This window comes from Globicatella sp. HMSC072A10 (assembly GCF_001811625.1).
Classification (GTDB): Bacteria; Bacillota; Bacilli; order Lactobacillales; family Aerococcaceae; genus Globicatella; species Globicatella sanguinis.
Genome location: NZ_KV805774.1, coordinates 1 through 13930 on the forward strand (window position 1 = coordinate 1; position 13930 = coordinate 13930).

The 13930-nt window shown below is 35.5% G+C and carries 11 protein-coding genes and 1 other annotated feature; all 11 genes read right to left on the reverse strand.

The genetic code is table 11. The features are described from left to right. Window positions 1-60 precede the first annotated feature (60 nt). Window positions 61-372, reverse strand: a complete 312-nt coding sequence (trxA, locus tag HMPREF2811_RS08000; protein WP_066126997.1) for a thioredoxin — start codon at window positions 370-372, stop codon at window positions 61-63. A 289-nt stretch (window positions 373-661) separates the two neighbouring features. Then, on the reverse strand, window positions 662-2302 hold the full coding sequence (locus HMPREF2811_RS08005; RefSeq protein ID WP_071408876.1) for a peptide ABC transporter substrate-binding protein: 1641 nt from the start codon (window positions 2300-2302) through the stop codon (window positions 662-664). Window positions 2303-2736: 434 nt separating this feature from the next. After that, the gene (locus HMPREF2811_RS08010; RefSeq protein ID WP_071408877.1) at window positions 2737-3537 is read right to left on the reverse strand and encodes a formate/nitrite transporter family protein; all 801 of its coding nucleotides are present in this window, start codon (window positions 3535-3537) and stop codon (window positions 2737-2739) included. Between the two features lie 590 nt (window positions 3538-4127). Beyond that, the gene (locus tag HMPREF2811_RS08015) at window positions 4128-4901 is read right to left on the reverse strand and encodes a DUF937 domain-containing protein (RefSeq protein ID WP_071408878.1); all 774 of its coding nucleotides are present in this window, start codon (window positions 4899-4901) and stop codon (window positions 4128-4130) included. Between the two features lie 83 nt (window positions 4902-4984). Then, on the reverse strand, window positions 4985-6727 hold the full coding sequence (locus HMPREF2811_RS08020; protein WP_071408879.1) for an ABC transporter ATP-binding protein: 1743 nt from the start codon (window positions 6725-6727) through the stop codon (window positions 4985-4987). After that, complete coding sequence (locus HMPREF2811_RS08025) at window positions 6724-8454, reverse strand: ABC transporter ATP-binding protein (protein WP_071408880.1); 1731 nt, start codon at window positions 8452-8454, stop codon at window positions 6724-6726. The genes HMPREF2811_RS08020 and HMPREF2811_RS08025 overlap by 4 nt, the downstream gene beginning before the upstream one ends. A 280-nt stretch (window positions 8455-8734) precedes the next feature. Then, complete coding sequence (gene rnc / locus HMPREF2811_RS08030; RefSeq protein WP_071408881.1) at window positions 8735-9433, reverse strand: ribonuclease III; 699 nt, start codon at window positions 9431-9433, stop codon at window positions 8735-8737. A gap of 653 nt (window positions 9434-10086) precedes the next feature. Beyond that, window positions 10087-11265 carry a M20 family metallopeptidase gene (locus tag HMPREF2811_RS08035; protein WP_071408882.1) on the reverse strand — a complete coding sequence of 393 codons (1179 nt, stop codon included), beginning with the start codon at window positions 11263-11265 and terminating at the stop codon, window positions 10087-10089. A 24-nt stretch (window positions 11266-11289) separates the two neighbouring features. Beyond that, the gene (locus HMPREF2811_RS08040; RefSeq protein ID WP_071408883.1) at window positions 11290-12144 is read right to left on the reverse strand and encodes a transporter substrate-binding domain-containing protein; all 855 of its coding nucleotides are present in this window, start codon (window positions 12142-12144) and stop codon (window positions 11290-11292) included. A gap of 22 nt (window positions 12145-12166) precedes the next feature. Then, window positions 12167-12901: an amino acid ABC transporter ATP-binding protein gene (locus HMPREF2811_RS08045; RefSeq protein ID WP_071408884.1), complete on the reverse strand. Its 735-nt coding sequence runs from the start codon at window positions 12899-12901 to the stop codon at window positions 12167-12169. Next, window positions 12894-13604 carry an amino acid ABC transporter permease gene (locus HMPREF2811_RS08050; RefSeq protein ID WP_066125005.1) on the reverse strand — a complete coding sequence of 237 codons (711 nt, stop codon included), beginning with the start codon at window positions 13602-13604 and terminating at the stop codon, window positions 12894-12896. The genes HMPREF2811_RS08045 and HMPREF2811_RS08050 overlap by 8 nt, the downstream gene beginning before the upstream one ends. Window positions 13605-13671: 67 nt before the next feature. Next, window positions 13672-13901: a binding site (T-box leader), on the reverse strand. Window positions 13902-13930: the final 29 nt, after the last annotated feature.

Here is a 13930-nt window from a genome sequence, read left to right on the forward strand (position 1 = left end):
ATTTCGCCACCAACACTAAAAATTATAGATCCCTTTTAAATAGATTATTGAATTATTATATTACATATGGCGAGATAAAATTTCGTTTAAACGATTTTTATCGTGGAAACCAACTAATTTTTCAACAACTTCGCCATCTTTTTTAACTAATAAAGTTGGAATTGACATGATGCCAAATTCACGAGCTGTTTCTTGCTCTTCATCAACATTCATTTTGTAAAAATCAACTTGTCCAGCTAATTCTTCAGATAATTCATCGATAACTGGTGATTGCATACGACATGGACCACACCATGGAGCCCAGAAATCAACCAATGTTAACCCTTCTGCAGTTTCTTGGTTAAATTGTGCATCTGTTAAAACTTTCGTCATAATGACACTTCCTTTTTATTATTTTGATTTAATCTTAACATATCTCTCAATACTTCACTATTTTTTTGCTTAGAAAGGGAGTGAACCAGAAGTAGAAAATCGAATGATTTTCGCTTCGTCTGTCCACCCCCGCACAGTTGAGTAGGCCTCAAACAAGTCTTTAAGACGCAGGTTGAGACCACTCAACCACTGCGCAAGACGCAGATTGAGGCCACTCAACCACTGCGGTTTGAATTAAATAGATATGCCTGAACAGAATTTTAAAAGGTGATGCCCAGCCTCTTAAAAATTATTCAGCTGCGCGATAAGTGGTACGTAAATTAATCGTACGTCCAAATGGCATAATTTCAAAGTTTTTAACATCTGGACTTAATAAGTAAGACGTAGAAACTTGATATAATGCTGAAGTGATAGCATCTTCTTCTACAAAGATTTTTTCTGCTTGCATTAAAGCTTCACGACGTGCCACAGGATCATTCGCTAACTCATGACGTGTTTGGTCGACTAATTTATCTACTTCTTCGTTAGAATATTTAGCAAAGTTAATCCCACCATCTGTCGTTAATTGTTCAACAAAGTTTAAAGCATCTTGGTAATCAGGCGCCCATGTACCATAATAGAAATCATAGTCTAAACTTCTTTGAATTTCTAAACGGTTTTGTAATGGAACGGAACGAATAGTAATCGTCAATCCTGGTAAGTTTTCTTGGATTTGAGCTTGTAAGTATTCAGCTGTACGACCTGATAAATCAACATCAGATACTAATAACTCTAATGATAACTCTTCAACACCTAATTCTTCTTTCGCTTGTTCCCAATCTTTTTGAGCTTGTTCTACATTATAAGTTAGGATATCCCCTGCCGCTTCACGGTAGTCAACCCCTTCTTCATCCACATCAAAACCAGTTGGAACAAATCCATTTGCTGGTGTAGAACCATCTTGAATCACTGACTCAGCATATAATTCTTTATCAAATGCTTGAGAAACTGCACGTCTTAAGGCAACATTATTGGTAGGTTCTTTTGTATCGTTAAACATAATATAACCTAATGTTGCACGAGGAACTGTATTAAAATCTTCTGCCCCTTCATATTGACCAACAAAGGCATCTGATAAAATAGCATAATCAATTTCACCCGCGTCATATAAGTCTGCACCAGTACCTGTTTCTTTAACAACCGATACTAATACATCTGTTAAATGAACATTTTCAGCATCCCAGTAATTTTCGTTTTTATTTAAAGTCCACTCTAATTCAGTACCTGTCCAACCTGTTAAAGTAAAGGGTCCATTCGTTACGATATTTTCAGCAGAAGTACCGTAAGCTTCGCCTTTTTCTTCTACAAATTTTTTAGAAACGGGCATAAAACGACTACCTGTTAATAATTTTGGTAAATAAGGTGCTGGATATTCTAATGTAATTTCTAATGTTTTATCATCAAGTGCTTTAACACCTAATTCATCTAGTTCCATTTCACCATTACGGATGCTGGCCGCATTTTTGAAAATTTCAACAGATGAAGACGTATTTTGTCCATTTGGATCAACTAAACGTTGATAAGTAAACACATAATCTTCTGCTGTAACGGGTTCACCATTACTCCAAACTAAGCCATCACGTAAAGTGAAAGTATAAGTTAAACCATCTTCTGAAACTTCAACATTCTCAGCTTGACCCAATTCTACTTCAGTACCAGTAGAAACACGATATAATCCTTCGAAAATTTGGCCAATCATATCTGAACTTGGCGTATCATTATATAAAGCTGAGTCCAAAGTTGCTAACTCTCCAATTGTCATAATACTTAATGTTTGTTCAACTGAAGGATCAATTTGTGCCTCCTCTGCTAAAGTAACTGGTAAGCTACCGGTGGCTAATGTTAAAGCAGCTGCAGCTGAAAGAAAAGATTTTGCAAACTTTTTAAACATTTAAAATCTCCTATCTATTATTAATTTAAGATTAACATTCTAATCTTGATGAGACTATAGTAACACGTTTACGTTTGTAACTCAAGTTTTATGCTCAAGATTTTTTAATAATGAATATTTCTCAAAACGTTATTATATCAAGCATTTCAAAGATATATATATATTAGTTATTTTTTTTAAAAAATTGGGAGCAGACAAAATAGTTGTCGCTTCGTTGGCCAATCTCCGTATAGTTGAGTAGGTCGCAAACAAGTCTTTAAGACGCAGTTTGAGGCCACTCAACCCCTGCGCTATTAATTAACGAACAATATTTTTGACTAAATTTAACAAGTTTATGCCCAGCCTCTGAGTCTAACAATAACACAACTCATTTTAATCAAAAATAAAAGAGCCTTGAAAGAACTCTTCATTCTATCAAGACTCTTTTATAAAAATTAATCGAAGTATAACTCACTTTTATTATTTAACCAACTATAAACTAAACCGATAAAGATTCCTCCACCGACGTAGTTACCTAAACCAGACCATAAGAAGTTAGATAAAACTGAAAGTACAGTCATACCTTCAACAGGTCCACCATTGGCAAAGAACGACAATGCAAAAGTTGAAAAGTTAGCAATAACGTGCTCAAAACCTAAGAATGCAAAAATGAAAATAATAAAAATCATAGCAAATACTTTTCCGGCATCGTCTTTCATACGAATACTACAAAATACAGCGGTATTAACAATCACATTGGCAAAAATACCTTCAGCAAATTGTTGTAGTGGTGATTTAGCTAATTTAGCTGTAGTAGCTACAAATAAATAATGATCAGGTTCTAAAGTGCTATAAGCTTGCGTAAATGACATAATAAAGCTCGCAATAACCGCACCAATTGCATTAAATAAAATACAAGTTAATAAAATTTTTAAAGCTTTAGATACAGGTAAAATCTTACGATGCATGGCAACAGTCATATACATCATATTAGAGGTCCCAAGTTCAGCATTCATATAAATAATCATAATCAATGACCAACTGAACATAAATGAATAGAAAAATTTCCCCATATTTGGCACTAAACCATCTGCTTTTCCTGCGATAAAACTGGCGATAGCTACCCCCATTGTTAAGAAAAGACACGCTAGCATCGAGCGCACCATATAACGCGCTATACTTTTATCAAACAACTCTTCTTTCTTGTTAATACTATGGGTTATACTTCCAATTAAACCACGATTTTGTACTTCCATTTCGTCACTCCTATTTATATCATGTCAATATTATAGCAAATGTACCCTGACAATAAAAGTGAGTTTTGATAAAGTAAACGTTCCCATCTGCTATTTTTTAAGGTAAATTGAAAACACTATGAAAATGTAAATTTATTTGTTAATTATTTGTTTTATTACAATAAAAAAGAGTGGACCAGAAGTAGAAAATCGAATGATTTTCGCTTAGTCTCCCCCCAGACACAAGTTGGTAATTCGCAAATTAGTCTCTGGAAGCATCTCGAGTTCACTCAACCATGGGCTATAAATTAAACAGATGAAACCAAACAACCATTTTTAAAACTGTGCCCAATACCACTTCACAAAACGCGCTAAAATTACGCCTTCCTCAAGACACAAAAATAGGCCTTTCCTCGTTCGCAGACTAAAAGTCTTAAGCAAGGAAAGGCTTGTTCAAATTTATAGGACACCTAATAAAAATATGTCGATTGCTAGAGTTGTCAAAATATCTTACAAAAGTTAAAACTTCTGATACCCTAGACCTAAAAACTAACTATTGTTTCAAAGGAGTTGGTCAAGAATAAAAGCGTAGCAATCCTTAATAGTCGATGTTAGAAAAATGAATCGAGAATGGATTCAACAATTGATTTATTCTGACTTTTTGGCGCTTGACTCACTTGACCTCCACCTTTTTGTGACATTTGTTCAATTAGACTACCTAAGATACCGCCAAAGGCCCCATCATTAGCTGTTGAGCTACCTGGTTGTTGTGGGATTTTAGGAATATAATCTTCACGACGTTCAGTTTGTTGTGTAACTTTACCTTGTTGTTGTGCTTGTTGTCTTTTTAATTGTTCAATTTGTTCTTCGTAACGTCTAATTTGTTCTTCGTACTGATTCTGTAATGTTTCTTCTTCAGCTTGTGCTTGTTTGCGAACTTCTTCAGCTGTTAATTGTTTGTTTTTCTTATTATCTGCCATGTATTTAATTAATAATGGCGCAACTAATACTAACACACGTTTTACAGCTGCCGGGCTTAATCCTAAGGTGTCGGCTATTTTTTCAATGATACCTGTTTTATTGCCAAATAAATGGTTTAACATTTTATCGCCATCTTCGACATCAGCTTTTTGCGTATAATCAGCAACTGAATCAAAATGAGTATCATTAGCATGGTCTTTTAAGGCATTGTCAAAAGCAATTAAGCCTTCTTCAGTTGAAGTATTATTATTAATTGCTTTTAAAATTAATGGTAATGCCATCCCTACAATTGAACTCGCTTGAGACGCATCTATTCCTGCACGATCAGAAATTGCTGTCACATCATTGCTATCTACTTTTGATAAAATATCCATTAAACTACCGGCTGTATCAAATAATCCCATAATTATTCTTCCTCTCAATTGGTATTGTTACTTTAATTTAACATAACATCAATGAAAAGAATAATGAAACGCCTTACAATCGATTATATTTTTTCTTGCATACGATGCATATTGGCATAACGTCCATCTAATGCTAATAGTTCTTCATCGGTTCCTCGTTCAACGATTTCCCCATTATCTAAAACTAATATTTGATCCGCATCACGAATAGTTGAGAGTCGATGGGCAATAATAAAGGTCGTTCGCCCTTGTTTCACAATATTCATGGCTTTTTGGATAATGGCTTCTGTTTCAGTATCAATATGGGATGTTGCTTCATCTAATATAAGAATTTTAGGATTACTAGCTAAAGTTCTAGCAAAAGCAATAAGTTGTCGCTCACCACTTGAAAATGCATTTCCTTTTTCAATAACCGGTTCTTCAATCCCTTTATCTAAACGATTAAGCATATCTTTAGCTCCAACCTTTATTAAAGAATCCATTATCATTTCTTTGGTAATCGTCGCATCATCCATCGCGACATTTGAAGCGATAGTTCCGGTAAATAAATACGGATCTTGTAATACGATTCCCATTGAACGGCGAACTGATTCACGATTATATTCAGCAATATTTTGTCCATCGATTAAAATTTCACCTAGCTGTGGATCATAAAAACGGAATAATAAATTAATTAAAGAGCTTTTTCCACTACCAGTATGTCCTACTAAGGCAATTGTTTGCCCTTTTTTAGCTTCCAAGTTAATATTTTTTAAAACATATTTTTCATCTGTATAGCCAAAAGAAATATTATGAAAGACTACATTGCCATCATTGACCGTAAGTTCCTTTTCAGTATCCACTTCTTTGGGTGCATCTAATAATTCCATAACACGTTTCCCTGTCGTTAATGAACGTTGTAACTCAGGAAACATTCGCACTAACATTCCCATATTATTAAACAAGCGATCGATATAATTAATATAAGTTAAAAGTAAACCAGCGGAGACGGTCACATAACCCCCTAAAAATTGATACCCAGCCCAAGCTAATACACCAAAGAATACTATCCGTTTAAATAAGTCTACTAAACTCCAAGAGATAGTGGCGTGAACATTAATCATCTTTACATCGGCTTGGTACATCTTTTCGATAACGGTATCAAATCGTTCAATCGCATCCTTTTCTTGATTAAATAATTGAATTATTGCACTCCCTGTCATCATTTCATTGACCTGTGTGTTCACTTCACTTTGCATTTCATAATAGGTGGTCAGTTGACTTTCTGTACGTAATTGCCATAGTCGTTGCCAGCCTATAAAAACTGGAATTAATAATAATAAAGCCAAACCCATTTTATAATTAATGAAAAAGATGATAACATAAACACTGATGACACTCATCATTAAGACTAAAATATTAGATAACAAACTACCGTAAAATTGCGCTCTTAAGGTTTCGGTGTCATTGACAATACGAGCAGAAATCTTGCCTGCCGGTTTATCATCAAAATACGCGACCGGTAAATTTTGCATTGTTTCATAGGCTTCATTTCGCAAATGAGCCGCTACTTTATTCGCACAATACATCAATATTCGAATAGCAATATAGCTTATAATACTCCCAATAATGGACAAACCGATATAAAAAGCTAACCACATTAATAACTTGCTTGAATCAAGAGTAGCTCCCTTCGTTAATGGCGTTAATAAATGGTCAATAATATATTGGACAATAAGTGGCGCTGCTTGTAGAGCTCCACTGGAAATAAGTAGTAATACTAAACCTAAAATAAAAGGTAAGCGAACTATTTTTAAATATGATAAAAGTCTCAATACTAATTTCATTCAGTCACACCCCTTTTACTTTGTTGTTTATAATACTGCTCAGCATACCAACCCTTTTGTTGGACTAACTCTTGTGGCGATCCTTCCTCAACAATTCGGCCCCCTTCTAATACAATTACCCAATCGGCATGATTAACCGCTGATAATCGGTGGGTGATAATAATATTCATTTTGCCTTGTCGCAATGTTTGAATGTTTTCAATAATAATGCGTTCCGTTTTAGCATCGACCGCTGATAAGGAGTCATCTAAAATTAATAAATTAGGTTGCTTGATCATCGCTCTAGCAATCGAAATCCGTTGTTTTTGCCCTCCCGAAACAGAGACACCTTTTTCACCGACTAACGTATCATAGCCATTAGCCATACGTTCCAAATCTTGAGTGAAAGCTGCTACGGCTACCGCAATATCTAATTCTTTTTGGCTAGCATCTTTTTTACCAACTTTTATATTTTCGGCAACGGAACGTGAGAATAGAACATGTTCTTGCGGCACATAACCTATCTGCTGTTCAATCGACTGTCGTTGATAATTTTCAATGGGAAGACCATTGATTAATAATTGACCTTCTCCCACTGGATATTGACGCAATAACTGGCGTACAAAAGTCGTTTTGCCACTGCCTGTTTTACCAACAATACCAAGAGTTTGTCCTTTTTGAAGTTTTAAGTTGACATGACTCAATCCATCATAATCACTATTAGTATATTTAAAGGAATAATCCACTAATTCCAATGAATCTAATTCCTTTAATTCAATCGAACCATCCACTTCTAAATCATCACCCGTTTCAATGATTTCATTGATTTTTTTGAAAGATAATTCTCCTGTTTTATAAACCAAAATAAGGTCCGATAACATCCACATTGGATCTAATAAAATCCAACTATACATTTGTAAAGCCACTACGTCCCCAATTTGCATCTGGCCTTGACTCATAACCAGCCCGCCTAAGCCCAAAATGATAACGGTACTCAAAGCAAGAAAGACATTGGCTGCACGTCCATATAGCGCTTGGTAGACCATAATATTATCAGCTCGTTGTCTAAGTTGATCGGTTTTTTCTGCAAAACGCGCAGCACCTAAACGACTATTACCATAGGCACGTGTTACCCTAATCCCTTCCACTACTTCTAATACTTCATTACTTAAGGCAGATACAGCTTCACGGTTTGCTTCTACCATATCATCTTGTTTTTTCCCAATATAATAGACAATAATTCCCAAAATCACTAATGGAATCATGCCCAACAGTGAAATCCACCATGAAATCATAAACATTTGCGGAATAATGATGATAACCGTCCCAATACTATATAGAAAACTCATCGTACCATAACCTAATAATTCGGAAAGACTCGCAATATCACTAGTAAAACGTGTCATCATGTCCCCACTACGAAATTTATCGTAAAAAGGAATACGCATTGAACTCAATTTATGAAACAACTTTCGTTTTAATTCTAATTCATAATAGGCTCTTGCCGAAAATAGCCATTTAACCCAGAAAAATCCTGCAATATAGGTTAATATCGCTGTCACTAAAATTAACATTAATTGAAAATTTAAATTTGTTTGAGTGAGCGTATTATTGGAAATTTGATTAATAATTGTTTGTGTCACTTTAGTTGGTACCACCGAAAATCCATATTCTACAAATAATAAAATTAGGATAGCGATGTATAACCATTTTCTTTGAATAATATAACTCCAAATTTCTTTAAGCATCATTGACCTCTTTTCTGTTTTTTAATTTCTAATTTTTTGCACAAAAAAACCACCTAGCCCATCTCGAGGTAGGTGGTAAAATCATCACAAAAAAACTGTTATGATACAAACAGTACATGATTATCCCCAGGAGATGGCACGAATTGATTGTTAACATTACTGACTACTAATAATTTCATGATTCATTCTCCTTTCTTTCGATAATCAATATAGTAGGAATTATAACATAGTTTACAAACGTTTTCTAGTCATATTCTCATAATTTTTCCGAAAATTTAATTTATTTTAAAATGTTACCCTTCTCATCAATAAAATTTAAGGCACTTTCCGCTGCCAATATTTCTGCTTGCTTCTTACTACGTCCCTTGCCAATAGCTAAAGGAACATCATTCACTCGCACTTCCACAGTAAATTGGGTATTATGAGCTGGCCCTTCTTGTTTGATGACTTTATATTGAATTTTAACGGTTCCTTTTTGTTGAACCAACTCTTGCAGATGCGTTTTATAGTCTTTACTTACGGAAGCGAGCATCTGTTGATGTTGATGTAATAAAGTTAAATTGACAAATTTTGTCGATAATTCGATTCCTTGATCTAAATAAATCGCCCCTAAAATCGCTTCATAGGCATCTGAAATAATGGATTCTCGCTGACGACCACCACTGGCAATCTCACCTTTACCTAGATAGATCGCTTGGTCAATTTTAAATTGACGCGCTACATAGGCCAGACTGGCTTCTTGAACTAATTGCGCCCGCATTGTCGTTAATTGTCCCTCAGGCAACTTAGGATACTGATGATATAAAAAATCACTGACGATAATTTCTAAAACCGCATCCCCTAAAAACTCTAAACGTTCATTGGATTGTAATTTAAATTTTGGATTTTCATTAACGTATGTTGTATGAAATAGTGCATTTTCAATAAGTGATGGTTGATTGAATTTTACTTCTAATAATTGTTCTAGTTCAAAAATCATTAAACCCCTTCTTTCTATATTAATAAACTATTTCATTTGTTATATCCTTACAATTCGAGACAATTATCCGGATATAACAAACCAAATAAAAACATGTGGGAGTGGGCAAAAGTAGAAAACCAAATGATTTGAGTTTCGTCTGCCTAACCCGAAAAATTGAGACTGGACTAGAAGTAGAAAACAAAATGATTTGAGCTTTGTCTGGCCATCCCACAAAGAGAAATAGGTCTCAAATAAGTCGTTAAGACGCCATTTGAGACCACTCAACCACTGCGCTACTCATTAATGAACAATAATCTTAACTAAATTTTATTAAGTTTATGCCCATCCTCACTGTTCAATAAACTAAACAATGGGAGCAAACAGTATGTTAAAGTTGTTACCAAGCTTCTCTACTCTTCCTATTTTACACTATTTAATAAAAGAAAGGGAGTAACAAGCTGTAGAAAATTAGATGTGTTTCGTTCATCTACCGACTCGGTCTAAATTAGCTCCTATGGCTCTGTCCGGTAAAAAAACTTGATGAGTTCTCTACTTCATCAGGTTACCCTAACAGTAGAATAAGCATCAAACCAGTTTTAAAACACCGTTTGATGCTACTCATCCACTGAACTTTTCATTAATGAGCAAGTTCTTAACTCATTTTATCCAATTTAACCTAATAACTTAGACAATGTTTCAGTTTGTTCTTTTTGAACCTCAGCAAAAGTTTCTGGTTCTTCTAATAGTTGTAAGGCCACTAGCGCAATACCTTGAGCGGCCTTAATTAGCCCTTCTTTACCTGCTGGTGAAATAGTTGCATCTGCCATTTCTTTAGAATGTCCTTGCACCCAATCTTCAGCAATTTTTATATAGCCTTGTATGGTCGGACATTTATAACTTACCGCTCCGACATCAGTTGAACCAGTGGCAACCTCATCAACGGGCTCAATATCCGTTAAGCCTAATTCTTGGTATTTTTCAGTTAATAATTCAGCTAATTTGTAATTAACAACGGTATCTTCATAAAGGCACTCATAGACAGATGTTTCAACCGTCGTACCATTTGCCATCGCAATACCTTCAGCAATTTTTTCCGCTTTTTGCGCCACTTCTTTAGCATAAGCAAAGTTAGGCGCTCTAAAGTAATAATCGAGGGAGGCATACGCTGGTATCACATTGGCGGCTTTACCTCCATCACTTATCACACCGTGAATGTAAGTGTGGGGGGCCACAAATTGTCTTAATAAATTAATTTGTACAAAGGACATGACAGCGGCATCCAAAGCTGAAGCTCCTTCTGACGGACGACAAGCATGAGCATTTTTACCGAAAAATTCAAACTTCAAAGGATAAAGTGCATTAGAACGTCCACCTACACCATTTTTTGTACCAGGATGAACCATTAAGGCGACATCAACATCATCAAAAACACCTGCTTCTGCCATTGACACCTTGCCACCAAAATTCTCTTCAGCAGGGGTGCCAACCACTAATACCTTACCGCCATATTGATCAATCACAGCTTTTAGCGCTTCTCCAGCGGCCACGCCAATCGCCGCAATTAAATTATGGCCACAGCCATGACCGACTTCAGGTAAAGCATCATACTCACACATAAAGGCAATCGTAAGACCAGGCTTCCCCGTGTCATAAGTCCCTAAAAAACCGGTAGGCACGACATAACCTGCTTGCGTTTCAAAACCCGCCTTGGTTAAATAATCAACCAATAAGGCCATTGTTTCAAATTCTTCATTACCAATTTCGGGATTATCATATAATGACTGGACGATTGTCATATAATCGTCAATCTTTGCTTCAACCGATTGTTTAATTATTTCATTTGCATTCATTGCATTGCCTCCATTCTATTATGCTTATTCTTCAATGGCTTTAACGCTTAAAGCTTTCGCTTCCTCTTCCCACTTAGTCATTTGACCACTGTCAATCGCCTCTTTAATAACTTTATTGACCACTTCTAATAATGCGGTATTGTCCATGTTTTTCGGGAAGCCAATCACATTTTGTGCATAAATGTTTTCTGGGTCTAAATCAAATCCATCTTTTGGTAAAATCACTAAATTATCAAATGATTTCAATAATGGTTCTGCAGAAGAAGTTGCTACAACCATTCCTTGAATATCACCTGCATTTAAAGCTAAGACTTCTGCATCCATTGTGCCGTATTGCTTCACATTTGTTGGCGAAGTAATTTTTAAGGCCATTTCATATTGAATAGAGCCACCTTGCGCCCCAATCGTTAAATTAGCCGCTTTTAATTCATCTAATGTTTTAAATTTTTCAGCTGTTTCTTTAGTGACTAAAATTCCTTGGTAACCACCATTATCACCCGTTTCTTGAGAGTAACCATCTGAAAAATCCATTACCGCAGCCCGACCTTCAGTAAATGAGAAACCAGCGATTCCCATATCCACTGCACCTGATTGAATATTGGCAATCACCCCATTAAAATCAGTCGTCACTAATTTCATTTCAACGCCTAATTCATCCGCAATTGCTTGAGCTAGCGCCATATCGCTACCGACGATTTCTTTTTCACCTTTTTCATTAATAATATAAAACTCACGTGGTGGAAAATCCGGTGAGGTCCCGACTACAATTTCCCCTTTTTCTTTAATTTTAGTTAGACTGTCCTCGGCTGCCACCACTTGATTGATTGATAAAGAACTGATAAATAATAACGCAACTAAAAATGATATAAATTTTTTCATGATATTTCCTCTTTTCTATGTATTAGTAATTGATTTGATCTAAAAATTGTTTCGTCCGATCCATTTGTGGATTATCAAAAATTTCTTGGGGTGTCCCTTGTTCAACAATATTGCCATCAGCTAAAAATAACACTCGGCTAGCCACACGTTTAGCAAAATTCATCTCATGGGTGACAATAACAGTCGTTAAACCTTCTTGTGCTAATGATTGAATAACTAATAAAACTTCTTTAACCATCTCTGGGTCTAAAGCAGAAGTCGGTTCATCAAACAACATCACTTCAGGTTCCATTGCCAAGGCTCTGGCAATCGCTACCCTTTGTTTTTGACCACCTGATAATTTATTTGGGTAAACATCTTTTTTATCTAATAAGCCTACTTTGGTTAATAATTCTTCTGCTTTTTTATCTGCTTCTTGTTGCGACATTTTATTTAATTTTACCGGGGCTAAGGTAATATTTTGCTTAACGGTTAAATGGGGAAATAAATTAAAATGTTGGAAGACCATCCCGACTTTTTGTCGTAATTGGTCGACGTTTTTTTCAATTAATTTATTTTCATTTACTAATTGTTCTTTAAAATATACCTCACCCGCTGAAGGGATTTCCATTAAATTAAGGCATCGGATCAATGTTGATTTACCGGAACCAGAAGGCCCAATCAACGCGACCACCTCCCCTTTTTGGATTTCTAGATTAATTCCTTTTAGAACTTCTAAATCACCAAAATTTTTCTGTAAATTTGTCACTTTAAGCATAGACACCTAACCTCTTTTCTAGTAATTTCATCAATTTCGTTAAAACAAATGTTAAGACAAAGTAGATGACCCCAATCAATACTAAAGGTTCAAAAATCGAATACGTAGCAGCCTTAACAATATTTTGTGCATACATGACATCGAATACCCCTACTGTCGAGACAATCGAAGATTCTTTTATCATCGTAATAAACTCATTACCTAAACCTGGTAAAACAACCCTTGTTGCTTGAGGAATAATGATGGAGAATAATGTCTCACGTCGACTTAAACCTAAAGCACGTCCGGCTTCCATTTGACCTTTGTCAATTGACTCTAAGCCACCACGGAATATTTCACAAATATAAGCCCCTGAGTTAATCGACAAGGCTACCACAGCTGTTAAAAATTCACGCGACCCGTAAACATTTCCTAAAGCTGGAATAGCTTGAATGCTAAACCCAATTAATGGAAACCCATATAACCATAAAAATAATTGTAATAACATGGGCGTCCCGCGGACGACTTGTGTATAAACATTGGCAATCCCTTTTAAAAATTTATTTTCCGATTGCTGTAATACAGTTGCTAACAGTCCGATAATCGTTCCTAATAGAACGGTTGCTAGTGATAGAACAACCGTCACCATTGTCCCCTCCCAAAAGGTAGGCAACCATGGTCCTAACTTTTTAAAATCGACAGCAATACTTAATATACTCAACATCTCATTACTCCTTTACATTCTCTATTTTTGAAATGAAAAAACCCGTCTCCACACTTACAATTGTAAGTATAGAGACGAGTTGCAAATAACATACCCGTGGTACCACTCTAGTTAACGGGAAATAAAATAATATTTCCGATTCACTCATTTTGATAACGCTCAGACAGCGAAACTAGCTACTTGATTCACCAGTTTGTCTCATAAGTGCGGTTCAATTATCGCATCATAATAGGCTTCCACTCTGCCCTATCTCGCTGTAATCAACTAATAATTTACTCTCTTAATCATCGACTAATATTAAGTTGAATAAACTATAACACTGAATT